The organism is Microlunatus phosphovorus NM-1 (assembly GCF_000270245.1).
In the GTDB taxonomy this organism is placed as follows: domain Bacteria; phylum Actinomycetota; class Actinomycetes; order Propionibacteriales; family Propionibacteriaceae; genus Microlunatus; species Microlunatus phosphovorus.
This window is the reverse complement of record NC_015635.1, coordinates 1,929,546-1,952,502: the sequence shown is the minus strand read 5'-3', so window position 1 is coordinate 1,952,502 and position 22,957 is coordinate 1,929,546. Positions and strand designations below refer to the sequence as shown.

General features: G+C 67.3%; 27 protein-coding genes. 10 read left to right on the top strand and 17 right to left on the bottom strand.

Annotated features, from left to right (window positions below):
- On the bottom strand, nt 1-192 hold the full coding sequence (locus MLP_RS08845; RefSeq protein WP_041789893.1) for a hypothetical protein: 192 nt from the start codon (nt 190-192) through the stop codon (nt 1-3).
- A gap of 92 nt (nt 193-284) precedes the next feature.
- Nucleotides 285-908, bottom strand: coding sequence for a TetR/AcrR family transcriptional regulator (locus tag MLP_RS08840; protein WP_013862713.1), 624 nt, complete (start codon nt 906-908; stop codon nt 285-287).
- A gap of 169 nt (nt 909-1,077) precedes the next feature.
- On the opposite strand from MLP_RS08840, the gene hisD reads away from it, so the two are divergent.
- Both hisD and MLP_RS08830 read left to right on the top strand, forming a co-directional pair.
- Entirely contained in the window at nt 1,078-2,385 is a 1,308-nt protein-coding gene (gene hisD, locus MLP_RS08835) for a histidinol dehydrogenase (protein WP_013862712.1), read from the top strand.
- 45 nt (nt 2,386-2,430) lie between these two features.
- On the top strand, nt 2,431-3,876 hold the full coding sequence (locus tag MLP_RS08830) for an APC family permease (protein WP_013862711.1): 1,446 nt from the start codon (nt 2,431-2,433) through the stop codon (nt 3,874-3,876).
- A gap of 12 nt (nt 3,877-3,888) precedes the next feature.
- Here the strand turns inward: MLP_RS08830 and ykgO are convergent, their stop codons facing one another.
- From ykgO to rpmB, 6 genes are read right to left on the bottom strand one after another with little or no spacing between them, the layout of a single operon-like run.
- Nucleotides 3,889-4,011, bottom strand: coding sequence for a type B 50S ribosomal protein L36 (gene ykgO / locus MLP_RS08825; protein ID WP_013862710.1), 123 nt, complete (start codon nt 4,009-4,011; stop codon nt 3,889-3,891).
- Between the two features lie 2 nt (nt 4,012-4,013).
- The gene (locus tag MLP_RS08820) at nt 4,014-5,237 is read right to left on the bottom strand and encodes a CobW family GTP-binding protein (protein ID WP_013862709.1); all 1,224 of its coding nucleotides are present in this window, start codon (nt 5,235-5,237) and stop codon (nt 4,014-4,016) included.
- A complete protein-coding gene (rpmF, locus tag MLP_RS08815) occupies nt 5,234-5,416 on the bottom strand; it encodes a 50S ribosomal protein L32 (protein WP_013862708.1) in 183 nt (60 codons plus the stop codon). Before rpmF ends, MLP_RS08820 begins: the two co-directional genes overlap by 4 nt.
- Complete coding sequence (gene rpsN, locus MLP_RS08810) at nt 5,416-5,721, bottom strand: 30S ribosomal protein S14 (protein WP_013862707.1); 306 nt, start codon at nt 5,719-5,721, stop codon at nt 5,416-5,418. The genes rpmF and rpsN overlap by 1 nt, the downstream gene beginning before the upstream one ends.
- A gap of 3 nt (nt 5,722-5,724) precedes the next feature.
- Nucleotides 5,725-5,892 (bottom strand): 50S ribosomal protein L33, encoded by a 168-nt coding sequence (rpmG, locus tag MLP_RS08805; RefSeq protein ID WP_041789891.1) that lies wholly within the window; start codon nt 5,890-5,892, stop codon nt 5,725-5,727.
- On the bottom strand, nt 5,892-6,128 hold the full coding sequence (rpmB, locus tag MLP_RS08800) for a 50S ribosomal protein L28 (RefSeq protein WP_013862705.1): 237 nt from the start codon (nt 6,126-6,128) through the stop codon (nt 5,892-5,894). The genes rpmG and rpmB overlap by 1 nt, the downstream gene beginning before the upstream one ends.
- A gap of 84 nt (nt 6,129-6,212) precedes the next feature.
- Here rpmB and MLP_RS08795 point away from each other — a divergent pair, with 84 nt between their 5' ends.
- Nucleotides 6,213-6,461 carry a type B 50S ribosomal protein L31 gene (locus tag MLP_RS08795; RefSeq protein WP_041791747.1) on the top strand — a complete coding sequence of 83 codons (249 nt, stop codon included), beginning with the start codon at nt 6,213-6,215 and terminating at the stop codon, nt 6,459-6,461.
- Nucleotides 6,462-6,475: 14 nt separating this feature from the next.
- The gene (locus tag MLP_RS08790) at nt 6,476-7,042 is read left to right on the top strand and encodes a hypothetical protein (RefSeq protein WP_156821095.1); all 567 of its coding nucleotides are present in this window, start codon (nt 6,476-6,478) and stop codon (nt 7,040-7,042) included.
- Nucleotides 7,043-7,171: 129 nt separating this feature from the next.
- Here the strand turns inward: MLP_RS08790 and MLP_RS08785 are convergent, their stop codons facing one another.
- Nucleotides 7,172-8,275 carry a branched-chain amino acid aminotransferase gene (locus MLP_RS08785; RefSeq protein WP_013862702.1) on the bottom strand — a complete coding sequence of 368 codons (1,104 nt, stop codon included), beginning with the start codon at nt 8,273-8,275 and terminating at the stop codon, nt 7,172-7,174.
- A gap of 214 nt (nt 8,276-8,489) precedes the next feature.
- Between MLP_RS08785 and MLP_RS08780 the strand changes: the two genes are divergently transcribed.
- Nucleotides 8,490-9,554 (top strand): 3-isopropylmalate dehydrogenase, encoded by a 1,065-nt coding sequence (locus MLP_RS08780; RefSeq protein WP_041791742.1) that lies wholly within the window; start codon nt 8,490-8,492, stop codon nt 9,552-9,554.
- 185 nt (nt 9,555-9,739) lie between these two features.
- On the opposite strand, the gene MLP_RS27940 is transcribed toward MLP_RS08780, so the two are convergent.
- Nucleotides 9,740-9,904 (bottom strand): hypothetical protein, encoded by a 165-nt coding sequence (locus tag MLP_RS27940; RefSeq protein ID WP_013862700.1) that lies wholly within the window; start codon nt 9,902-9,904, stop codon nt 9,740-9,742.
- A gap of 144 nt (nt 9,905-10,048) precedes the next feature.
- Here MLP_RS27940 and MLP_RS08775 point away from each other — a divergent pair, with 144 nt between their 5' ends.
- Both MLP_RS08775 and MLP_RS08770 read left to right on the top strand, forming a co-directional pair.
- Entirely contained in the window at nt 10,049-10,612 is a 564-nt protein-coding gene (locus MLP_RS08775) for an O-methyltransferase (RefSeq protein WP_013862699.1), read from the top strand.
- 825 nt (nt 10,613-11,437) lie between these two features.
- Nucleotides 11,438-11,974, top strand: coding sequence for a hypothetical protein (locus tag MLP_RS08770; protein ID WP_013862698.1), 537 nt, complete (start codon nt 11,438-11,440; stop codon nt 11,972-11,974).
- 174 nt (nt 11,975-12,148) lie between these two features.
- Here MLP_RS08770 and ilvC read toward each other — a convergent pair whose 3' ends face one another.
- From ilvC to MLP_RS08755, 3 genes are all read right to left on the bottom strand, one after another.
- A complete protein-coding gene (gene ilvC, locus MLP_RS08765; RefSeq protein ID WP_041789889.1) occupies nt 12,149-13,168 on the bottom strand; it encodes a ketol-acid reductoisomerase in 1,020 nt (339 codons plus the stop codon).
- Between the two features lie 78 nt (nt 13,169-13,246).
- Nucleotides 13,247-13,807 (bottom strand): acetolactate synthase small subunit, encoded by a 561-nt coding sequence (gene ilvN, locus MLP_RS08760; RefSeq protein WP_013862696.1) that lies wholly within the window; start codon nt 13,805-13,807, stop codon nt 13,247-13,249.
- On the bottom strand, nt 13,804-15,555 hold the full coding sequence (locus tag MLP_RS08755; protein ID WP_013862695.1) for an acetolactate synthase large subunit: 1,752 nt from the start codon (nt 15,553-15,555) through the stop codon (nt 13,804-13,806). Before MLP_RS08755 ends, ilvN begins: the two co-directional genes overlap by 4 nt.
- Before the next feature lie 451 nt (nt 15,556-16,006).
- Here MLP_RS08755 and MLP_RS28530 point away from each other — a divergent pair, with 451 nt between their 5' ends.
- Together MLP_RS28530 and MLP_RS08745 are read left to right on the top strand one after the other, a co-directional pair.
- Nucleotides 16,007-16,237 carry a hypothetical protein gene (locus MLP_RS28530; protein WP_197536523.1) on the top strand — a complete coding sequence of 77 codons (231 nt, stop codon included), beginning with the start codon at nt 16,007-16,009 and terminating at the stop codon, nt 16,235-16,237.
- Complete coding sequence (locus MLP_RS08745; RefSeq protein ID WP_013862693.1) at nt 16,227-17,012, top strand: M28 family metallopeptidase; 786 nt, start codon at nt 16,227-16,229, stop codon at nt 17,010-17,012. Before MLP_RS28530 ends, MLP_RS08745 begins: the two co-directional genes overlap by 11 nt.
- An 18-nt stretch (nt 17,013-17,030) precedes the next feature.
- Here MLP_RS08745 and MLP_RS08740 read toward each other — a convergent pair whose 3' ends face one another.
- Genes MLP_RS08740 through MLP_RS08730 form a run of 3 tightly spaced genes read right to left on the bottom strand, consistent with a single transcriptional unit; the run spans nt 17,031 to nt 20,314 of the window.
- Nucleotides 17,031-18,524, bottom strand: a complete 1,494-nt coding sequence (locus MLP_RS08740; protein ID WP_013862692.1) for a CapA family protein — start codon at nt 18,522-18,524, stop codon at nt 17,031-17,033.
- A 30-nt stretch (nt 18,525-18,554) separates the two neighbouring features.
- Nucleotides 18,555-19,469, bottom strand: coding sequence for an aminoglycoside phosphotransferase family protein (locus MLP_RS08735; RefSeq protein ID WP_049804501.1), 915 nt, complete (start codon nt 19,467-19,469; stop codon nt 18,555-18,557).
- An 8-nt stretch (nt 19,470-19,477) separates the two neighbouring features.
- The gene (locus MLP_RS08730) at nt 19,478-20,314 is read right to left on the bottom strand and encodes an AraC family transcriptional regulator (protein WP_013862690.1); all 837 of its coding nucleotides are present in this window, start codon (nt 20,312-20,314) and stop codon (nt 19,478-19,480) included.
- A gap of 173 nt (nt 20,315-20,487) precedes the next feature.
- Between MLP_RS08730 and MLP_RS08725 the strand changes: the two genes are divergently transcribed.
- The gene (locus MLP_RS08725; protein ID WP_013862689.1) at nt 20,488-20,964 is read left to right on the top strand and encodes a VOC family protein; all 477 of its coding nucleotides are present in this window, start codon (nt 20,488-20,490) and stop codon (nt 20,962-20,964) included.
- Between the two features lie 77 nt (nt 20,965-21,041).
- On the opposite strand, the gene MLP_RS08720 is transcribed toward MLP_RS08725, so the two are convergent.
- Nucleotides 21,042-22,631, bottom strand: a complete 1,590-nt coding sequence (locus MLP_RS08720; RefSeq protein ID WP_013862688.1) for a glycosyltransferase — start codon at nt 22,629-22,631, stop codon at nt 21,042-21,044.
- Nucleotides 22,632-22,957: the final 326 nt, after the last annotated feature.

The following is a 22,957-nucleotide window of genomic DNA, read 5'->3' as shown; positions in this document are numbered from 1 at the left end:
TCAGACGACTCCCCAGGTGTTGCCGGGGATCGTCGGGGTGGCGAGGCGCAGGTTCCGCACCGTCCGAATCAGGGCAGATCCGCTGGCGGTCGGATGGTCCAGCACCGCGTCCAGGCGTCGCCGCACCTGAACCCGTCCGGCGAGCTGAAGGTCGGCGATGAGCGCGGCATTGAACCCTGTCAGACGAGGCATCCCCGGCACGGCCGGTCGCCATCGGCATCCATCAGCAGCAAGAACAGGTTCTCGACGATGAGCATCCTCGGAAGGGTAACCGAGCAAGAGCATCAGCCGGCGGCGTACTCGGCGAGGCGCGGACAACTCAGCTGTTCGGCGGCAATGCCGGCGAAGACGGCGACCGCCCGGTCGCTGGAGATCTCGGAGTTGTTGCTGATCCGGTGCAGCACCAGCCCGTCCTCCAGCGCCAGCAGACCGGCGGCCACCTCCTCCGGCGTCCCGTCCACCGCGAAGATCCCGTCCGCCATCCCAGCCCGGATGATCTCCACGTACAACGCCTGCTCGTCCCGCCACAGCTCGGTGAGCAGATCGGCGTGCTCCTGGCTCCGCCGGGCCAGATCGTGCAGCCCGTAGAGCAGCCGGATGACGTGCTCGTTGGCCCACGGCGGTACGCCGGCGCGCATCACCGCCAGCAGTCGCTGAGCAGCGTCGGTAGTGGCATCGGTGACCGCCGCCGCAGCAGCCCGGCCCTCGACATAGCGGCGCACCGTGTCGACGTGCACGGCATAGAGCAGCTGGCTGTGATCGGGAAAGTGGTAGAGCACCGAACCCGGTGACAGCTCAGCCTCGGCCGCGATCTCGCGGATCCGGATGCCCTCCAGGCCACGCGCAGCGACGATCCGCCCGACGGCATCCAAGACGCGGCGACTGGTCTGTGCTCCGTCGCGTCCCACCCGATCATCATGCCATCGGGTCTTGACAATCCCGCCCGCGACTTTGACACTTGTTCAAATTGAACATTTGGTCAAAGTCAGATCTCGGAGCCAGATCGCCGACGTGACCAGGGACGCCACGGCTGCCGCAGAGCCAGGCGAGTCCCGAACCCCACCGAAAGGGAGCACGATGATCACCGTTCGCGATCTGCGCGGCACCAGTTTCGAGCTCGAGGACGTCGTCCCTCGCGCCGGACTGAACGTCGACGCCGCCCTGACCAAGGTGCAGCCGATCATCGAGGCCGTCCGCACTCGTGGCGTCGAGGCGCTGAACGAGTACGCGGAGGCGTTCGACGGGATCCGGCCGCCGGCGCTACGGGTGCCGGCCGACGTCTTGAACGAAGCGCTGTCCAGCCTGGATCCCGAGGTCCGCGCCGCTTTGGCCGAGTCCATCCGACGCGCCCGGTTGGTGCACGCCGATCAGCGTCGCGAGGAGCACACCACGGTGCTCGGCAACGGTGCCCGGGTGACCGAGCGCTGGCTGCCCGTCGAGCGGGTCGGGCTGTATGTGCCGGGCGGCCGCGCCGTCTACCCGAGCTCGGTCGTGATGAACGTGGTCGCCGCCCAAGAGGCCGGTGTCGGTTCGCTCGCCATCGCCTCCCCACCCCAGGCCGACAACGACGGCTGGCCGCACCCGACCATCCTGGCCGCCGCCGAGCTGCTGGGCGTCGACGAGGTGTACGCGATGGGCGGCGCCCAGGCGGTGGCGGCATTCGCGTACGGAGTCCGCAACGCCGACCGAGACTGGATCTGCCGCCCGGTCGCCATGGTCACCGGCCCTGGCAACATCTGGGTCGCCGCAGCCAAGCGCGCCCTGCGCGGGGTCATCGGCATCGACTCCGAGGCCGGGCCCACCGAGATCGCGATCCTGGCCGATGACAGCGCCAACGCCGAGTGGGTGGCCGCCGACCTGATCAGCCAGGCCGAGCATGACGTCATCGCCGCCTCCGTGCTGGTCACCACCAGTCCCGAACTGGCAGCGGCCGTCTCCGTGGCGCTGGAGACCCAGGTCGCCGCGGCCAAGCACACCGAGCGGATCACCGAGGCACTCGGCGGACAGCAGTCGGCGATCCTGATCGTCGACGATCTGGACACCGGACTGCGGGTGGTCGACGCGTACGCCGCCGAGCACCTGGAGATCCACACCCGGGACGCCGCTGCCGTGGCCCGCCGGGTCACCAGCGCCGGGGCGATCTTCGTCGGGGACTTCGCCCCGGTCTCGCTCGGCGACTACTGCGCCGGATCCAACCACGTGCTGCCGACCGGCGGCGCGGCCACCCACTCCAGCGGCCTGTCAGTCCAGACGTTCCTCCGCGGAGTCCACCTGATCGAGTACGACGAGGCGGCGCTCAACGAGGTCGCGGCGCACGTGGTGAACCTCGCCAACGCCGAGGACCTGCCCGCCCACGGCACCGCGGTCGCCATCCGCGTCAACTGACGGCCGCGGCCGGCGCCCCACCGACGTCTCGACGAAAGGCACCCAGTGACCAACGACTCCCGCGCGACCACCACCGCAGCGCCGGACGCGGATCTGCATCGCGGTCTCGGAGTGATCGGCATCGTCTTCATGGTGGTCGCCGCGGCCGCGCCGGTCACGGTCGTGGCGGCCAACTTCCCGATCATCATCACCGTCTCCGAGTCGGTCGGGGCGCCCCTGATGATCCTGGTCGCTACCGTGATCCTGCTGCTGTTCTCGGTCGGGTACGCCTGGATGACCCCGCACGTCCCCGATGCCGGCGCGTTCTACGCCTACATCGATCGCGGTCTCGGTCGCCGGCCCGGCCTGGGTGCCGCGTCGATCGCGCTGCTCTCGTACGTGCTGCTCACCGTCTCGATGACCTGCTATCTCGGGGTACAGACCGGCAACCTGATCGAGCTCTGGACCGGCGCCAGTCTGCCGTGGTGGCTGATCTCGGCCGTCATGCTGGTGATCGTCGGCCTGCTGGGCTATCGCGACATCGACCTGTCCGCCAAGGTGCTGGGTGTTGCGTTGGTGCTCGAGGTGCTCACCGTGGTGGCCATCGACCTGGGCGTCATCTTCTCCGGCCGTGAACTGACCACCGCCGCGTTCAGCCCGGCAGAGGCACTCTCGGGCGCGCCCGGGTTGGGCCTGCTGTTCGCCTTCCTCGGGTTCTTCGGCTTCGAGGCCACGGCGGTGTTCCGCAACGAGGCCCGCGATCCGGACCGCACCGTGCCGCGGGCCACCTATATCGCGGTGCTTTCGATCGGCACCCTGTACTTCTTCTCATCCTGGTTGATCATCGATGGGTTGGGCGCGCACCAGGCGGTCGCCGCCGCGACCGACAGTCCCGATCAGGTGGTGATCAAACTGGCCGGCGAGGTCGTCGCGCCGATCATGGCCGACATCGTGCAGGTCCTCGTGGTGACCAGCATGTTCGCCTGCATGCTCGCCTTCCACAACATCGTCACCCGCTATCTGTTCACCCTCGGCCAGCGCTCGGTGCTGCCCGCGAGCCTGGCCGAAGTGCATCGACGGCACCGGGCCCCCTCCCGGGCGTCGCTGTGCGTGAGCGCGGTGACCTCGGCCATCGTGGTCGTGTCGGCGGTGGTGCAACTTGATCCGGTGCTGCAGATCTACACCTGGTATTCCGGCGCCGGGGCGCTCGGCGTCATCGTGATGATGACGCTGACCAGCGTCGCAGTCATCGCGTACGGCTCCAAGCTGCGCGGCGCCGCTCAGGGCGCCTCGACCACTCGGGTGATTGCTTCCGCGGTGCTCGGCGGGATCGGTCTGCTGCTGGTGCTGGCGATCTCGGTGTGGAACTTCCCGATCCTGGTCGGCGGAACAGTGGCCGCGATCGTCTGGGGGCTGGTGCTGGTCGGTGCGTTCGCGGCCGGGCTGCTGGTCCCTCGCCGGGTCGGCCATGCCGTGGCAGACCCGGCTCTGCAGTCCTCCGACGAGCGGTAACGCGGCGCAGGCTCAGCCCTGACGGGCCTTGAACCGCGGCTCCCGCTTGTTGATCACGAACACTCGGCCACGCCGTCGTACGACCTGAGCACCCGGCTTCTTCTTCAGCGCGCGTAGTGAGTTGCGGACCTTCATCGTCATTCCTTCTCGTGGTGGGGTTCGTTGTCGAGTTCGTGGACATGGTCGAACGAGGATCGCAACTCGAGCGGATCGGGCTGAGTAGCCCAATGCTCCAGCCCGAGCGCCAACTCGGCATCGGTCAATGCGCACGCCTGCAACGCCGACTCGATGCCGGGAGCATCCAAGTCACGGGCCGTGAAGGCCAACATGCTGCCGCGATCGCCGTACTCGGAATGCCAGGTCAGCAAGGCGAGACTGTCCAGCCGAAAGCGCTCGGCCCCGTCAGCCAGCCAGCCACCCGCGTCACCGAAGCTCACGTTCGGCCCGACTCCGATCCACCCGACTCTCCGGGACGGCATCGAGGCCACCCACAGGAAGCCCCGCGACCAGACACAGCCCGCCGCGACCGTGTGCATGGCGACGGCGAGCCGGCCGGGGTGCAGCGGACGCTCGATCCGGACCACATGGCTGGCGACCACCTCCCCCGCGCTGCGGACCGGCACCGCCACCGCACCCAGTTCGGCACGGACCGTGGATTCGTATTCGTCGAAGGTATCCGCAAGCTCCGGTCTGGAGAACCGAGCCAGCAGGCCGCCACCCACGGCCGTCGCACGGCTCTGCGGCGCAATGTGGCGTGCCAGCTCCACACCGGCGATCACGTCTTCGCTGATCACCTCCAGGCCAGGCTCATCGCTCGGATTCGCCAAGACATAGGTGTCGGCGAGCAGCAACTCCCCTACCAGGAACTCGCCGAGGCTCAGATCGTCCTCGGCGACCGCGATGTGCGCGTCCGCCAGGGTCTCCGCTGCCCAGAGTTGGTCCTCCAGACCGGCCGCATCGAGCGCGACCGCAACGGTGCCGATCGTCAGTCCGAGAGGCGCCAGCGAGGCCGGGTCGATCGCGGCACACCCGTCGAGCACCGTGTGGGCGCTCACTCCCAGCGGCAGCACGACCAGGATGTCGCGCGCCCAATCGGTACCGGCCAGATCGGGCAGCAGCCGGCTCAAGTCATCGACGATCGCACAGCTCAGGCAGCCTGTCGGAGCCGTGATCTGACTGGTGTCCAGGCGCAGTCCGTGCTGGCTGATCTCCCGCTCTGCGGACGGGATCGCCACCGCTGACCCTGGCTGCTGGGTGTAGCGGATCACCACCAGACGTGGACGATGCTGCGCCAGCCCGGCCAGTGCCGCGTCCTGCTCCCGAATCCCGAGGGCACTCGACGCCGATACGCGGATGATCATGATCGGCCTCCCTCCGGTGGAGGCAGCACGCCGGTCCGGTAGGCGCGGACGAGCCGACGCGGCACCTTGTAGACCACGCCGCGGATCCGTACCGGGACCAGGGCTATCGGGGCCGCCTGCCAACGGGCCCGGCGGTGCCGGGTGTTGCTGCGCGACATACGCCGCTTCGGAACCGCCATCACCAACTCGCCTTCGTGATGCCGGGCAGTTCGCCCCGGTGGGCCATCTCGCGGAAACGGATGCGACTGATCCCGGCCTTGCGGAGATAGCCGCGCGGCCGACCGTCCACGATGTCCCGATTGCGCAGCCGAGTGGGACTCGCGTCACGCGGGAGCTTGGCCAGCGCTGCCTGCGCGGCCTCGCGCTCCTGCTGGGTTGCTTGGCTGTCCCTGAGCACCATACGGAGGGCCTGCCGACGCTCGGCATAGCGGGCGACGATCTCGCGCCGCTGGTTGTTCTTGACGATCTTGCTGGTTTTGGCCATCGTTCAGCGTTCCTCACGAAAGTCGACATGCCGGCGGATCACCGGGTCGTATTTGCGCAGCACCAACCGCTCCGGGTTGTTCCGGCGGTTCTTGCGGGTGACGTAGGTGTAGCCGGTGCCGGCAGTGGAGCGGAGCTTCACGATCGGCCGGTTCTCCAGGCGGCGGGCCATCACAGCCTCCCGTCGCGGCGGAGGATGTCAGCCACCACGGCATCGATCCCCCGCTGATCGATGATCTTGATGCCGCGAGCACTCACCCGCAGCCGGACCGAACGCCGTAGTGACGGCACCCAGTAGGTCTTGCGCTGGATGTTGACATCGAAACGGCGATTGGTCCGCCGGTGGGAGTGGGAGACATGGTGACCGAAGCCCGGCTGCGCGCCGGTGACCTGACAACGTTGAGACACGCGTGCCAGTATAGCTATAAATGAAAATGACTGTCATTATGTTCCAGATGCGTCGTTCCGCCCGTCGAATCGAGAGGCATGCTCATGAAGAAGGACATCCACCCCCGCTACGAGCCCGTCGTCTTCCGCGACAAGTCAGCCGATCTGGCGTTCCTGACCCGCTCGACGATGACGTCAGACCAAACCATCGAATGGAGTGATGGCCGGACCTACGCGGTGATCGATGTCGAGGTCTCCTCCGCCAGCCATCCCTTCTACACGGGCAAGTCCCGGATCCTGGACGCAGCCGGTCAGGTGGAGAAGTTCCAGCGCCGCTACGGCCGCCCGTCCTGACCACGGTGAGGCGGTTGGTCGCCGACCGAGAATGTCTCGAGGAGCAGTTCATCGACCTCCTCGACGTCCAGTTCTGGCTCATGGGTCGCGATGTGGTCCATCCTGCGGGCAACCTCCTGGTCGCACTGGGACTCACCCGCGAGCGACCAGCGAATCCCGAGCTTCCGAGCCGCTACACCATGGCCGGTCAGGACGAGTTCGCCATCATCTGGCGATGCGGCCTCTTGCTCAGCACGGCGCACGGAGACGTGCTCTGCGTCCGGGGACTCACGCCCAGGCGCGTCGCGTACCGATGCCTGCACGACCTGTGGGATCCGAGACTGGTCCGGGCAGCCCATTCCCACGCCGCACCGTGCCAACCCCACCACCTCGCCGACGCGAGCACCTGGTTCGCCCGCTACGAAGTCGCGGTACGCGCTGCTGCCGGTGTGGATCACCGCTCGGCACCTTCGGATTCCACCGCCGAACTCGCCTCCCACCAGCGCAGTTGTCTGGACCGACCATGGGCAGCACTGGCGCGACGCGCGTCGCCTCGAGCGCCTGCCGAACTCGCGGAGCCAGCCGGCAGCGCGGCGACCTGACCATCCGTCTGCGATTCGAGTGGTGCCTAGATGTAGCTTCAGCGGCACGAAGCTACATCTGCGCACCTTTCAACCGCTGACCGAGCAGCCCAGTCCGGCGACTCGACTCGATCTGCCCAGCCTTCGGGTTCAGATGATGCGCTTGAGCCAGCCGTGCGTGTCCTCGGTCCGCCCGTACTGGATGTCCATCAGCGCCTTGCGAATCGCAGCCGTCGTCTCGCCGGTCTCGCCGGTGCCGACCACGACATCACCCTCGTCGTTGTGCAATGAGGCGATCGGCGTGACCACAGCGGCGGTACCGCAGGCGAACATCTCGGTGATCTTCCCGGACAACAGCCCTTCCAGCGTCTCGGCGACGCCGATCCGCCGCTCGACCGGAGTCAGACCCCATTCCGCCGCCAAGGTCAGGATCGAGTCGCGGGTGACCCCTTCCAGGATCGAGCCGGTCAGCTCGGGGGTGATGATCTCGCCGTCATCGGTGATCAGATAGACGTTCATCCCACCCAGTTCCTCCAGCCAGGTGTGCTCAGCAGCGTCGGCGAACATCACCTGCTCGCAGCCGTGCTCGGCGGCCTCCTGCTGAGCGATCAGGCTGGCCGCGTAGTTGCCGCCGCACTTGGCCGCCCCGGTGCCCCCTGGAGCAGCCCGGGTGTACGTGGTGGAGATCCAGATCTTGACCGGCTTCACCCCGGAGGAGAAGTAGGAGCCGGCCGGGCTGGCGATGCAGCAGTAGGTCACCCGATGCGCGGCCCGGACCCCGAGGAACGCCTCGGAGGCGAACATGAACGGCCGCAGGTAGAGGGTCTTCTCCCCTCCGGAGGGCACCCAATCGACATCGGCGGCAACCAGCGCCTCGATGCTGCCGATGAAATCCTCGGTGGCCAACTCCGGCAGCGCGAGCCGCTTCGCCGAGCGAGCGAATCGGGCCGCGTTCTGTTCCGGACGAAACAGCCAGACACTGTCATCGGCATGCCGGTATGCCTTCAGTCCCTCGAAGATCTCCTGCGCATAGTGCAGCACGGCGGTCGCCGGGTCGAGCGCGAACGGCCCGTACGGCACCACCGCCGCATCGTGCCAACCGTCGGCCAGCGTCCAGGTCGCCACCGCCATGTGATCGGTGAAATTGGTGCCGAACCCGGGGTTGTCGAGGATCGCGGCACGCTCACTCGCGGAGCGGGGATGAGGGTTCTTGCGCTGCTCGAACTCGAGCGCCAGTCGGTTGGTCAGGGTCACGGGCGTAGCCTCTCAGGAGTGCACGAGCGTTTCTGCGCGACATGCCCACTCTGGTAAGGCAGCACTGCGTCGCGTGAAATCACGACGAACGAGTGAGATCCGCGAAGCTCCGTGGACACGGAGCGCGGAGCGCGACAGGCAAACACAGTGGTCACGTTAACGCACCTCCTGAGACGGCCCGGGCGTGGTCGCCGGGCGTGGCTACGATGCGCCGGTGACCGCATCGACGAATGGAAAAGCCGTGAATCTCGCCGTCATCGGCGGGGACGGAATCGGACCCGAGGTCGTCGCCGAGGGACTGAAGGTCCTCGACGCGGTGACGGGCCCCGGCGTGGTCACCACCACGCACTATGACTTGGGCGCCAGCCGCTGGCAGCGCACCGGCGAGGTGCTGCCGGACTCGGTGCTGACCGAACTGGCCACGGCCGACGCGATCCTGCTCGGCGCGGTCGGCGCCGCACCCGGCGCCACGGACATCCCCAGCGGTCTGTTGGAGCGGGGTCTGCTCCTCAAGCTGCGCTTTGCGTTCGATCATGCCGTGAACCTGCGACCCAGCAAGCTCTACCCGGGCTCGGTCACTCCCCTGTCGCCCGAGGTGGTGGCGAAGGGCGAGATCGACTTCGTGGTGGTACGCGAGGGCACCGAGGGTCTCTACTGCGGCAACGGTGGCGTGGTGCGCGCCGGCACGCCGGCCGAGATCGCCAACGAGGTCAGCGTCAACACCGCGTACGGCGTCGAGCGCGTGGTCCGGGATGCCTTTGAGCGCGCCACCCGGCGCCGCAACAAGGTCACCCTGGTGCACAAGCACAACGTGCTGGTGAACGCCGGCGGGCTGTGGAAGCGGGTCTTCGCCGAGGTGGCCGCCGAGTATCCCGGTGTCACCACTGACTATCTGCATGTCGATGCCGCCACCATCTTCTTGGTCACCGATCCCGCCCGGTTCGACGTGATCGTCACCGACAACCTGTTCGGCGACATCCTCACCGACCTCGCCGCCGCGGTGACCGGTGGCATCGGCTTGGCCGCGAGCGGCAACATCAACCCGACCGGAGCCTTCCCGTCGATGTTCGAGCCCATCCACGGCTCGGCTCCCGACATCGCCGGTAAGCAGATCGCCGATCCCACAGCCACGATCTCCTCGGTGGCACTGCTGCTGGACCACCTCGGCATGCACGACGAGGCGGCCCGAGTGGAGCAGGCCGTGCTGGCCGACCTGTCCGCACGGACCGGCCACCGTCCGACCGCGGCAGTCGGCGACGCCATCGCTGCGCTGGTCTGAATTGCCTGACTCGCCAGCCCGGACTTTTGGTCCGAAAACCCCGTCACAGGTGGATTTCGGACCAAAAGTCGGCGCCGCTGCGCTGGTCTGACTCGCTGCGAGCTCCGCGCCTGAGGGCGCTACGCACGCGGCCGCTCGCCAGGAAGTCGGCTCCCTGCCACCTGGGTGGGTGCTGGCGGTTCAGATCAGTCCTGGTCGGCGGACCGGGGCTCTTCGACCTGACCTACCTCGTCCGGTACGAGAATCGACGGGGTGACCGAGTGCGCGCGGCGCGCCCGGCGACGCGGCTGCTCCGCGGTCGTCGAGGGCTGCGGGGTGGCTGCCCAATCGTCGGGATACATCTCGTACATGGCGGTTCTTTCTCGAGGTCGAGGTCAGGTGGACAACAGGAATGCTAGGACATCCGACTATTGGACGCCCTGGCATTTTCACCTTCTTTCCACATGCTGGACGATCGTGCCCATGAGCCCGCCGCGGTCCCGCACACTGGCGGGGTGAGTGCCCCTCCCGAGCTGCCTGAGCTGGTCATTCGTGCGCTGCGGATGTCACTGCACCGCGGCTACGTACAGGCCTCGCGAACCGAAACCGGCCGGCTGTTGGCCACGCTGGCCGCCACACGCAGCGGGACGATCGCCGAGGCTGGCACCGGCTGCGGCGTGGGCGCCGCCTGGTTGCGCAGCGGGGCACCGAAGGACACCCGAGTGATCACCGCCGAGCTCGATCCCGAACTCGCCCACTGCGTGATGGACATGTTCTCCGACGACGACATCGACGTCATCCATGCCGACTGGGCCGAACTCGGCCAGCACGGCCCGTTCTCACTGGTCTTCCTCGACGCCGGAAGCGCCGCGAAGTTCCCTCGGGAGCAGATCGTCGACCTGGTGGACACCGGCGGCATGATCGTGCTGGACGACTTCACCCCCTGCGCCAGCTGGCCCCCGCTGTCAGCCGGCCGGGTGGACGTGCTGCGCCAGGACTGGCTGGCCGACGAACGCTTCACCAGCGTGGACGTCATGGTCGCCGAGGACACCTCGGTGATCATCGCTGTGCGCCGCTGACCGGTTCATTACCTCGCCGGCGAATGCCACCGACCTGGCCCGCAACTCCGCATCCGTACCTCTCAACGCCGCACCATTTCGTGCCCACCCGATTCCGACTTCGCACCATTTCGTGCCCGCCCGATTCCGACTTCGCACCAACTACGTCTTCTGCGCATCAGGTGGGCGTGGTGCGCAGTCGCAGTAAATGGTGCGAAGTCGATGCGGGATCTGGGCGGTCGTTGGTAGAGGCGGGTGCAGGCAAGTCTCCTTCGGCCTGCCCGCTTGGCGCACGCAGGTGCTCGCGAGAAAGAGTTCTGGCACCTGTTTCGGCCGTGAACAGGTGCCTTGCCTCCTTCTCGATCAGCGATCCCACCTGACAGAGCCAGACGTCGCCGCTCCGGCGCCTATCTGTGGCCCGGCGGCGCGAGATGTACGCCGCACACGCCCGGTCGACGATCGTTCGTGGCCCGGCGGCGCGAGATGTACGCCGTGCGCGCCTGGTCGACGGTCGTTCGTGGCCCGGTGGTGCAAAACGTACGCCGCACACGCGCAACTGGTGGTCGTCGGTGGCCCGGCGGCGCGAAACGACTCAGCATCCCGTCAGAGCCGGGTAGATCTTTGGCCCGGCGGCGCCAGCCGGACCGGCAACCGCAGGTCACACCACCCCAATCCCCACTTCGCACCCACTGATGCCACCTCACACCAAGCACGCCTGGTGCGGAGAAGATGCAATTGGTGCGAAGTGGGTATCGGCGGGGATCGGCTGTGGCACTGGCATGGGGCATGGGCAGCGCCAGAGCGCGACCCACCGGACGACGGCACGCGTCACATAGGCTGTGCCGCGTGGCCCGGGGACGAAACAGAGCGATCAGGATCGGCGTCGGCATCCTGCTGATGGCCGGGTTCGTGCTGATCGTGTGGGGCGTCCTCACCCGGTACGCGGGTGTCTGGGGAGTTCCCTACTTCAGCTTCACCTCGGACAACGGTTCGCCGTGTGTCAACAAGCTCACTGGCTTCGTCTGCGAACCGCTGACGCTGGCCGACGTCCAATACTACAGCGACGCCGAGCTGCCGCCCGACACGAAGGTGATCAGCGGCACCTATACCGCCACCCACGACTACCTGCTGCGGGCCCGGCTCGAGGTCCCGAAGGAGTCCGCCGCGAAGGCGATGGCGGCGCTCGCCGATGAGTTCGGCAAATGCGTCCCCGGTCACCCGGTCCCCATGCAGACCAGCGAGCTGACCAAGATCTGCGTGCTGGCCAACGACGACGCGGTCAGCCAGCAGAAGGAGCCACCGAGCCGGCTGTACGTGATCGGCACCGGCGTACGCCGCGACGACGGCACCCGCGTCATCGACATGACCATCCGCTCGCGCTGAGTCGTGTTGTCGTCGATTCGCTGCTCCGCTGCGCGGGCGCTCACGACGGGCTCGCTCGGCTAGCGCCTCGCTCGGTGGGGTCGGCCAACTAGCCGAGCTAGGACGACAAAACCGCCCCCGAGTCCCGAAACCCGGAACCCGAGGGCGGTCTGAAGAAGGTCAGCCGCTGGCAAATCAGCGGGCGGCGGTGCCCTCCACGTAGTCGTCGTCGTGCGACTTGACCCAGGCCATCAGCCCGCGCAACTGATGCCCGGTGGCCTCGATCGGGTGCTGCTCGGCCTTGGCCCGCAGCTCCTTGAACTCCGGCGCACCGGCGTCCTGATCATCGATGAACCGCTTGGCGAACGCGCCGGACTGGACGTCGGCGAGGACGGCCTTCATGTTCTCCTTGACGTGGTCGTCGATCACCCGCGGGCCGGAGACGTAGTCGCCGTACTCGGCGGTGTCGGAGACACTCCAGCGCTGCTTGGCGATGCCACCCTCGTACATCAGGTCGACGATCAGCTTGAGCTCGTGCAGGCACTCGAAGTACGCGACCTCGGGCTGATAACCCGCCTCGGTCAGGATCTCGAAACCAGCCTGGACCAGCGCGGACGCGCCACCGCACAGCACAGCCTGCTCGCCGAACAGATCGGTCTCGGTCTCCTCGGTGAAGGTGGTCTTGATACCACCGGCCCGCAGACCGCCGATCGCCTTCGCGTACGAGAGCGCGAGCGGCCAGGCCTCGCCGGACTCATCCTTCTCGACCGCCACGATGACCGGGACGCCCCGGCCCTCGGCGTACTCACGGCGGACCAGGTGACCCGGGCCCTTGGGCGCGACCATGCAGACGTCAACGCCGGCCGGCGGCTGGATATAGCCGAACCGGATGTTGAAGCCGTGCGCGAAGAACAGCGCGTCACCCTCCTGCAAGTTCGGCGCGATCTCGTTGGCGTAGATGGTGCGCTGGTGCTGATCGGGCGCCAGGATCATGATCAGATCGGCCTCGGCGGCCGCGTCGGCGACACTGAGCACCCGCAGGCCCTCGGCCTCGGCCTTCGCCGCCGACTTCGAGCCCGGCCGCAGACCCACGCGTACGTCGACGCCCGAATCGCGCAGCGACAGCGCATGCGCGTGGCCCTGCGAGCCATAGCCGATGACGGCCACGGTGCGGCCCTGGATCACCGACAGATCGGCGTCGTCGTCGTAGAACATCTCTGCTGGCACTTTGGTGTTACTCCCTTGTCTACTGTGTTTGGGTCGGATGTTTGTGAAGAATCTGGGATGAACCGGTCAGACGGCCCGGACGTGCTTGAATCGTTCGCCGCGCTGCGTGCGGTCGGTGATGGAACGGTTGCCCCGCCCGACTGCGACCAGCCCGGACTTCACCAACTCGCGCACACCGTACGGCTCGAGCAGCTTGAGCATCGAGTCCAGCTTCTCGGGCACCGCGGTGGCCTCGATGGTGATGGTCTCCGAGTTGACGTCCTCGGCCTTCGCGCCGAACAGCTGGATGATGTCCAGCACCTGGCCGCGCTGGTCGGGGTCGACCTTCACCTTGACCAGGATCAACTCCCGGCGGACGGCGTCGCGCTCCAGCTCGACGATCTTGAGCACCTCGATCAGCTTGTTGAGCTGTTTGGTGAGCTGCTCCAGCACGTGGTCTTCGGTGGTGACCACGAGCGTGATCCGGGACATGTGCGGATACTCGGTGGGTCCGACGGCGAGCGACTCGATATTGAATCCGCGCCGCGAGATGAGCGACGCGACACGAGCGAGCACACCGGGCTTGTTCTCCACCAGCACGCTCAGCGTGTGGGTGGTCTCGGCCGTGGTGACAGTGGTGATGCTCACAGGTCTTCTCCGTCCCAGCGCGGGGCCATGTCACGGGCCACCTTGATGTCGTCGTTGCTGGCGCCGCCGGCGATCATCGGCCACACCATGGCGTCCTTGTGCACCACGAACTCCACCACCACCGGGACGTCGTTGATCGACAACGCCTTCTCGATCACGGAGTCGACCTCGTCGGGCTCCTCGGCCCGCAGACCGACGCAGCCCATCGCCTCGGCCAGCTTCGGGAAGTCCGGCACCCGGTTGGTCTTCAAGTCGGTGTTGGAATAGCGGCCCTCGTAGAACAGCGTCTGCCACTGCCGCACCATGCCCAGGCTCTGGTTGTTGATCACCGCGATCTTGACCGGGATCCCCTCCAGGGCGCAGGTCACCAGCTCCTGGTTGGTCATCTGGAAACAGCCGTCTCCGTCGATGCCCCACACCACCTTGTCCGGCTGGCCGACCTTGGCGCCCATCGCTGCCGGCACGCAGTAGCCCATCGTCCCGGCGCCGCCGGAGTTGAGCCAGCGACCGGGCAGCTCGTGGGGCAGGAAGTGCGCCGCCCACATCTGATGCTGACCGACACCCGCGGCGTAGTAGGCATCCGGCCCGGTCAGCTCGCCGATCCGCTTGATGACGTGCTGCGGTGACAGCGAGCCGTCGGCCGGCAGGTCGTACCCGGTCGGATAGCGACGCTTGACCTCCGTCAGATAGCGCGCCCAGTCCGCCACGTCGGGCAGCTTGTCGCTGCCACGCAGCAGACTGGTCAGCTCTTCGATGATCTCCCGGGCGTCACCGACGATCGGCACATCGGCATAGCGGTTCTTGGAGATCTCCGCCGGGTCGATATCGGCGTGGATCACCTTGGCCTCGGGCGCGAAGCTGGACAGCTGGCCGGTGACCCGGTCGTCGAAGCGAGCGCCGAGGGTGATCAACAGATCGCTGCGCTGCAGCGCACCGACAGCCGACACGTCACCGTGCATGCCGGGCATGCCCATGTTCTGCGGATGAGTGGCCGGGAAGCTGCCCAGCGCCATCAAGGTGGTGACCACGGGGATGCCGGTCAGCTCGGCCAGCTCCAGCAACTGCTTGGAGGCGCGGGACTTGACCACGCCGCCGCCCACGTACAGCACCGGGCGCTTGGCTGCGACGATCAGTCGGGCAGCCTCCCGCACCTGCTTGCCATGCGGCCTGGTCACCGGCCGGTAGCCCGGCAGATCCAGCTGACCGGGCCAGGTGAAGGTCGAGGTGCCCTGCAACGCATCCTTGGTGACGTCGACCAGGACCGGTCCCGGCCGGCCGGTGCTGGCGATGTGGAACGCGGAGGCGATCGCATGCGGGATGTCGGCCGCCTTGGTCACCAAGAAGTTGTGCTTGGTGATCGGCATCGTGATGCCGCGGATGTCGGCTTCCTGGAACGCATCGGTGCCGATGGCCGGAGAGGCGACCTGACCGGTGATGGCCACGATCGGCACCGAGTCCATATGGGCGTCGGCGATCGGGGTGACCAGATTCGTGGCGCCCGGTCCGGAGGTGGCCATGCAGACGCCGACCTTGCCGGTCACCATCGCGTAGCCCTGGGCGGCATGGCCCGCACCCTGTTCGTGCCGAACCAGGATGTGGCGTACAGACTGGGAGTCGTAGAGGGGATCGTAAGCGGGGAGGATCGCTCCGCCCGGGATCCCGAATACTGTGTCTGCCCCGGCGTGTTCGAGGGACTTCACCAGGGACTGGGCGCCGGTGAATTCACCGGCCGTGCCCGCGTCGGCCATCTGCCTACTCCTGTCGTGTTCCAAACCTTCTGAATGTTACGCCTGTGCATCGTCGGCCTCCTCCAGCCACGTGGCCGGCCAACAAAAAACCCCCGCCGCCGGAAGGCAGACGAGGGAAGCGCATCGGTGAGCTATCGGCTCAGCTGACGCGCTGACTAACTACGAGGAGGGACGTACGAGGCACCCGCCAACCATCGCCGATCACGGCGTCCAGGTCAACGTGACACCCGGGATGTCTTGACATTCGGAAGGACATTCGGACGTCCTAGTTGTTGACCGCCCCCTTTCCGGGACAGAGGTGCGGCTCAACTCGCGCAAGACGGCGTGTCGGAGGGTTTCGCTGGATTGAGCCGCAGGTTTGTCCCCGATCGGCTGGGTAGCATCGGTGGATGGCGGGCCGACGGGCGCTTCGATTCTGGCGCGACTGGCCGATAGGAAGCCTCTCGGCAGCTTGCGTGGCAACCGTGTGCCTGGCAACTGCGTGTACGGCCGCGCCCGACGGATCGCGGGCCTCGAACCCGAGCGAATCGTCGCCGCCCTCGGGAACCTCGAGCGCAATACCGGCCACGACATCGACCCCGCGCGTCGATCCGGCACCTCCTATTCCGTCTCCGACGCCGACCTCGCCAGGGCCGACCAGAACGCCGAAGCCGAAGTTCGACACGCGGGATGTGCTGGCTGACATCGAGACCCTGGCCGGCGACATCGGCCCGCGCGAGGCCACCTCCAAACGGTTCGCGAAGGCAGCCGACCTGGTCAGCAAGCGGTTCCGCACCCTCGGGTACGAGGTCAGCACCGAGTCGGTGAAGGTGCCGGCCGGCAACTCCTGGGGTACGCCGGTGAAGGCCGGCACCTCGCGCAACGTGATCGCCGATCCATCGGGCTTCGACGACCGGAAACCGCATGTGGTGGTGGTCGCCCATCTGGACACGGTCGCGGTCGCACCGGGTGCAGAGGACAACGCATCCGGGGTCTCGGTGATGCTCGAGCTGGCCCGGATGGCGGCCGCCGCGCCGCCCGACACCCCGGTCCGGTTCATCGCGTTCGGCGCCGAGGAACCGCGCGGCTCCGGCGACGCACTGCATCACTTCGGCTCCCAGCAGCACGTGGCGAAGCTGTCGAAGGCCGAGCGCAAGGCGATCGTCGCCGCGGTCGCTCTTGATCGCGTGGGTGTGCGGGCCTCCTACGTGCCCGTCTGCTCGGCCCGGACCAGCGGAAACAAGTTGCGAGCCGAGGTCCGAGCCGCGGCGAAGAAGGCCGACGTGCCTACTCGCAGCTGCAGCGGGAACACCGCCAGCGACCACTGGTCGTACACCAAGGCAGGCATCCCGGCGATCCGGCTGGGCAGCATCCCGTACGCCGGCTACCACTCCCCCGCTGACACGCCTGACGTGGTCGACCGTCGCCAACTCAGACGGGTCGGCGCCGTGATGTGGGCCTGGTTGCAGAGCCTTTGATCAAGACGGCCTCTTTGATCACGGACGGGCGAACGGTCCGCGGCTCGTCGACCAGACATCGGCAAGGATCCGTTCGGCCTGTCGGCCTTTGACCACTTTCGGCACGAAACGGGAGTCGAGTCGGTACGGGACCGGTTCGACCGCCTTGACGGCACCGCCCCAGAGCACGATCTCGACGAAGATGCCCTCCATCGTCTTGGTCTGGAAGTCCATGTCGAAGACGAAGTTGCCGAGCGAGTGCACGACCACCGCGCCGCTCATCTGCTCCCAGCCCTGCACCCAGTGCGGATGACCGCCGATCACCAGATCCGCACCGGCTTTGGCGAAGGCGCGGGCGGCACTTCGCTGACTGGCCTCGGGCACATGGGTGTACTGGGTGCCCCAGTGCGGGATGACGATGACCACATCGACCCGCTGGCTGAGCTTGGCGATGTCGCCGGTGATCCGGTCCAACTGCCGCTCGTTCAGCGGACCGGTCCGCGGCGGCATGTTCAACCGGTTGGTGCCGCCGCGATCTGCGGTGGCTGCGGGGGTCTCGCCGATCGACTCGGTCGCGATGAACCCCACCCGTACGCCGTCGCGGGTGATGATCACCGGCCGACGCGCCTCTTTCAGGTCTCGACCGGCACCCACGTATGGGAGGTCGGCGTCCCGGAGGGTGGCGAGGGTCTGTCGCAGCGCCCGCTGGCCGTAGTCGCCGAGGTGGTTGTTGGCCAGCACCACCGTGTCGAATCCGGCCAGTCTCAGGCCCTTGATGATCGCGGGGTCGGCGTGGAAGGAGTCGCCGCCCTGGGTCGGCGAGCCGTCATCGGACAGGGTGGATTCGAGATTGCCGACGGTGATTTCAGCGCTGGCCAGCCGTTTCGCCGTCGATCGCAGCGGTCGGATCGGGTCATCGCCGGATGCCCGGGCGACGCGTCGTCCGAGCATCACATCGCCGACGATCGTGACCGTGGTGACCTGGGGTTGGCGAGTGCTGGCGGCGGTCCGCAGCGGATAGCGAGCCGGATCGCGCAGCGGGTGTCGGCTGCCGACGGTGAGGACGCGAACCGTCGCATCCACCACCTCGGCAGGCACCAGAGCGAGGAGGCTGTCGTCGGCGCGGACGTCTTTCAGCAGTGCTCTGGCTCCTGCTGCCGTGGTGGCGAGACGGACCTTGGCGCGGCCGCCACCGGGCTGCTCCAGCTCTGCCCACCGGATGGTCAGCTTCTGGTTGCGGGCTGCGCGATCGGACAGGGAACGTGCTGTCCTGGTAGGGACATCAGCCACCGTCCGGGTGGCGTGCACCGTCAGTACCAACGGCTGAGTGAGAGCCTGAGGAGTCGGGGTGACGGCAGTCGGGGTAGTAGGCGCGGTCGAGCCATCGGGCGTCACCGTGCCGGCCGGCGTCGACGGGTTGGGCGCTGCGCTCGTGGATGGTGAGGACTGGCGACCAGGTTCACCCGGCTGACCGGCCGTGCAGGCCGTCAGCGCAGCCAGGACCACCACCGCGGCGAGCACCCGCGCTCTCATGCCGGCCAGAGTAGGCGGGCACCGCAACGATCACGGCCGGTCGAGCAGCAACTCCGCCGAGTCCAGATACGACCGGGCGACCGTCTCGGCGCCGAAGCCGAGGACATAGAGCCCGGTGGAGACTCGCTCGACGAAAGCCCATTGCCAGATTCGCTCGGCAACGACACCGGTCCGGGCTGCGAGCAGGGCGGCATACGACTCCACCAGCGGGCGACCCTCCCGCAGCACGGCGGCGGAGAAGTCGCGCATGGTGACGCCGAGGTCGTAGGCCCGATCCGCGACGAAGCCGTCCGGGTCCACGAAGCGATAGCCGATCTGGTCGTTCCGCCCGGACCGTTTGGCGGCGAGTGCATTGCCGGGATGGGGGTCGCCATGGACGACCACCAGCGCCTCGGCAGGTGGATCTGCCAACTGCTCCGCGTAGCGCAGGGCCTGGTCGCGTACCTCGGTCGGGCAGGGGCGGTCGAGCTGCTCCCAGTGCTCGCTGATCAGGTGCGCCAGACCGACAGCCTTGTCCGCCTCGGGCGGCACCCGATCCAGGCCGGTCGGCTGCCAGGCGATCGCCAGCGTGTCGGCGAGGATCGCCAGTTGGTCTCGGCCCGGCAGGCCACGGTTCTGCAATGAGGCACCGAGCTCCTCCAGCAGCATGGCCCGCCGGTCGAGATCGGATCGCAGCAATCGGGCGTATCCACGACCGTCGGCCACCTGGAGCACGCGGATCTGGTCGGCCAATCCGGTGTCATCGAGCACCACCTTCAGCACCGCGCGTGACCCGGTCGCCGTCGTAGCCCGAACGACGTAGGAGTTGCTGCCACCGGGCAGATCCGCGCCCAACTCCAGGCTCCAGTCGCGCGCCAAGCCCGCGAGCACTTCCGGCAACGCCTCCGCCCAGGCAACACCCGCGGCGCCGAGTGCTGCCAGACGTGCCCTGGTCAGGGGCTGCAACCGGATCCTCATGAGACCTGCGAGCGGACGCGGGCGGCGTAAGCAGCAGGGGTCTCGCCCAGCATCTCGACGAAGGTGTTGGTGAGGTGCGCCTGGTCGTAGAAGCCAAGTCGGATCGCCAGTTCGCTGAGATCAACGCCGGGATCACATTCCAGTGCCAAGACTGCTTCTTGCAGTCGAAACCGAGAGAGCACCCATTTCGGACCGACGCCGATCTCGCGGCGGAAGCGTCGTTGCAAGGTCCGCTCCGACAGTCCGACCGCGTGAGCAACCTGGTCGACCCGAACCAAGGTGGAATCGGTCGCGATCCGGTCGACGACGGGACCGATGCCAACTGACATCTTGTCAGGACGATGCCCTTCCAATGCACTCCGCAGTTTCCGCAGCACCTCCGCGGGCTCAGCGTCGGGCGTCATTCCGGCATGCAGCGAGCCGATCTCGGCTCCGAGCAGGTCCCTGACCGGCTGCACCGTATCGGTCAAGGTTGCGGCATCCAGCCTGGACCAGGCGTGGAAGCCATCCGGCCGGAAGCGCGCTCCGACTACTCCGCCTCGGCCAGTCAGGGTCACCCGGAACACCCGGCTCACCACGCCGTGCAGCAGCGTCGCCGGCATCGGGTAGCCGTGCCGTACCGATCCTTGATCGCCCCACTCGACGGTGACGTGCATCGCCGGGAAGGAGATGACGCTGGACTCCAGCGGTCCGGCACCGCCGCGATCCCAGGTGACACTCCAGAAGTGCTCGACCCACGGCGCCAGCACCGCGCCAGGCGGATAACGATGCGTGGTGAAGGCACCGACGCTGCCCGGCCGACGCACCAGCCCACGCTCCGGCGTACTGCTCATGGCACGAACGCTAATCGACACCACAGACACCCGATGCCTCAAGTGAGAGCTGCTCGATCTTGTCGGATCTGCAATACCAGCAGATCGAGCGAGACCGACAATCCCGAGCAACTTCGTGGCGCCTGGCGGGTCTTTCCAAGAAGTACGTCACTCTGGCGGAGCAGGCTGGTCGGATGACTGAGATTCCTTACCGCCCCGCCGGTTACTCGACGCTGACCCCGTTCCTGTGCGTCTCCGACGGCGCGGCGGCCATCGACTTCTATTGCGCGGTGTTCGGCGCGACCGTGGTGAGCCGGATGAACCTCCCCGACGGCAGGGTCGCCCATGCCGAGCTGCAGCTCGAAGACGGCCGACTGCAACTGGGCGACGCCATGGCCGAGTACGGCCTGGTCGCCCCCACCGAGGGTCCGGTGACCGGCTCGATCGCCATCTATGTACCCGACGTCGACGCGACCACCAAGCTGGCTGCCGACCGCGGTGCGACCGTACGCGAGCAGCCCAGCACCTTCGTCACCGGCGACCGGTACGCGTCCGTGCTGGACCCGTACGGGCATCGCTGGTCGATCATGACCCGGGTCGAGGACGTCTCCGACGAGGAGGCTGAGCGGCGGGTCGCCGAGTGGGCCGCCACGGAGATGTCGTCGTCCTGAGCGCCCCAAGCCGGCCACCACAACGCAAAGTCGCGTTGAGGACGAGTGGACTCGCGTTGCTAGCTGGGCACGGGACCTCAGCGAACCGAGTGGGCCGCCTTGGTCCGCGACTTCACGGTCACCCGGAAGCCCAGATAGCGCCGAAGCAGCAGCCGGATCTGAGCGTCGATGGCCGGCGCGCAGAAGAAGATCGGGCCGACCAGCGGCAGGCAGATCCACTCCCCCACCATCTTCACCCAGGCACGCCGAGGACGTTCCGCGGGGCGCGGGGGCAGTAGCCGGATGCCTACGACGGCCGAGATGACCAGGCTGAGCGGCGCGATGATGAAGGCCACCAGGTTCACCATGCCGGCGATCTCGGACAGCATCAGGCTGGAGTGGGTGTAGATCGGCTGCAGATAGGTGCTCGTCATGCGCAGCGCGAACAGCATCAGCGGCACAGTCGCCCAGAGGTGGAACTGGGTCACCTGCTGCAGCGTCAGGAAGGCCTTCTCCCGCCACGGAATGCGCCCGTTGCGCAGGTTCTGCTCCATCAGATACGGGAAGTCGATCACCCCGTAGGACCAGCGGCGGATCTGCTTGTACTGCTCCTTCATCGTCGCCCACCAGCTGTGCGACTGGACAGCGTCCAGATAGACCGGCAGGTGCAGCGGCAAGGTCTTGGCCCGACCGTCGGTCTCGTAGTACATCCGCCAGAACTGACGCGAGTCGTCCGGAATCACGTTGGTGGACCAGAAGTCGACGCTGGCCAGGGCCTTCATACCGAGCGCGTGCGAGGAGAAGATCCGCAGCCGCTCCGGGCGGGTCGAGTCGGCCAGCGTCCACATGCTTGCGACGTAGCCGACCAGGCGAGACGCGGTCGGCACCTCCCAGGCGTTGTTGTGGAACAGCAGCACCGGCTGATAGCTGTCGACATCCCGATCCGGGTTGGTCAGGTAGGTGTAGGTGAGCACCTTGAAGTAGTGCGGGCTGGGCCGGGTGTCTGAGTCAAACGCCGACACGATGACCTGCTCGTCGGCGATCCCGTGACGATGCAGCTCCTGGCGGGCCAGCTGGGCACCCCAGCTGATGTTGGCGCCCTTCACCTTGCCCTCGCCGGGCAGCCCGTCGGGATGCTGCGTAGCCAGGAAATGACCGAATCGATGCGTATAAGCACTCTCGATCGCTGCGATCTCGGTCGGCCCCCAGACCGGTGAGCGCGCCTCGAAGGTCAGGCAGACCATCAGCCGATCGCTCGGGAAGTCGGCCTCCAGGATCGCCTCCAGCGACTGCTCGATGATCTCGGTGGACTCGCTGTAGACCGGGATCACGATCAGGTGATGCATGCTGTCCGGCGCCGGGACATCGGCACCGCTGTGCACCCACGCATTGAGCGCGTGCAGCTCCTCGACCTCCGACTTGGTCAGATCGGGGCGGTCGACCAGCTCGTGGATCCGCGCGTACGGGTCGGTGAGGTTGTGCAGCCGCTCATCCCAGTCGATCGCGCGGTAGCGCTTGAGGGTGCGGAACTCCCGCAACTGCCGGAAGGCGAGGCTCAGCGAGGCACCCAGCCAGAACAGCACGTACGCGCTGAAGGCCAGGTACGCGATGGTCGGCGAGACCAGCAGGAGCAGCACCGGCACCAAGATGGGCAGCACCAGCATCACGGCAGGCAACGATTCCAGCACCCGTTGGGTCTGATAGGAGCCACGTGTCGTCCGCGGAGTCTCGGCGCTGGTGTAGAACCCCGTCGCGATGGCGGAATCGGTGATCGCAGAACTCCTCGGTCTCAGGCCGTCCCGGGCGTGGTGGGGGCGCGGCGGTTGTCTTCGTCGGCTAGTGCAGGCGACTCAATGGTCACCACGTCACTTCAGCAAGGATATCCGACGGATGGGCCGAGACTCGAACGAGAAACGCCCAAAACCGGCACCCGTGACGAAATTCACCGTGTCTTCGTCACTCGCTGTGAGACGGCCGCTCGCGACGGGGCTCACTCGCTAACGCTCGTTCGGAA

What these genes read in the sequence shown, in the direction of transcription:
- rpmF (WP_013862708.1), bottom strand. Translation starts at nt 5,416, where the DNA reads ATGGCGGTTCCGAAGCGGCGTATGTCGCGCAGCAACACCCGGCACCGC.
- hisD (WP_013862712.1), top strand. Translation starts at nt 1,078, where the DNA reads ATGATCACCGTTCGCGATCTGCGCGGCACCAGTTTCGAGCTCGAGGAC.
- MLP_RS08740 (WP_013862692.1), bottom strand. Translation starts at nt 18,524, where the DNA reads ATGAGAGCGCGGGTGCTCGCCGCGGTGGTGGTCCTGGCTGCGCTGACG.
- MLP_RS08730 (WP_013862690.1), bottom strand. Translation starts at nt 20,314, where the DNA reads ATGAGCAGTACGCCGGAGCGTGGGCTGGTGCGTCGGCCGGGCAGCGTC.
- ilvC (WP_041789889.1), bottom strand. Translation starts at nt 13,168, where the DNA reads ATGTTCTACGACGACGACGCCGATCTGTCGGTGATCCAGGGCCGCACC.
- MLP_RS27940 (WP_013862700.1), bottom strand. Translation starts at nt 9,904, where the DNA reads ATGTACGAGATGTATCCCGACGATTGGGCAGCCACCCCGCAGCCCTCG.
- MLP_RS08795 (WP_041791747.1), top strand. Translation starts at nt 6,213, where the DNA reads ATGAAGAAGGACATCCACCCCCGCTACGAGCCCGTCGTCTTCCGCGAC.
- rpmG (WP_041789891.1), bottom strand. Translation starts at nt 5,892, where the DNA reads ATGGCCCGCCGCCTGGAGAACCGGCCGATCGTGAAGCTCCGCTCCACT.
- ykgO (WP_013862710.1), bottom strand. Translation starts at nt 4,011, where the DNA reads ATGAAGGTCCGCAACTCACTACGCGCGCTGAAGAAGAAGCCGGGTGCT.
- MLP_RS08725 (WP_013862689.1), top strand. Translation starts at nt 20,488, where the DNA reads ATGACTGAGATTCCTTACCGCCCCGCCGGTTACTCGACGCTGACCCCG.
- MLP_RS08820 (WP_013862709.1), bottom strand. Translation starts at nt 5,237, where the DNA reads ATGATCATCCGCGTATCGGCGTCGAGTGCCCTCGGGATTCGGGAGCAG.
- rpsN (WP_013862707.1), bottom strand. Translation starts at nt 5,721, where the DNA reads ATGGCCAAAACCAGCAAGATCGTCAAGAACAACCAGCGGCGCGAGATC.
- MLP_RS08755 (WP_013862695.1), bottom strand. Translation starts at nt 15,555, where the DNA reads ATGGCCGACGCGGGCACGGCCGGTGAATTCACCGGCGCCCAGTCCCTG.
- MLP_RS08845 (WP_041789893.1), bottom strand. Translation starts at nt 192, where the DNA reads ATGCCTCGTCTGACAGGGTTCAATGCCGCGCTCATCGCCGACCTTCAG.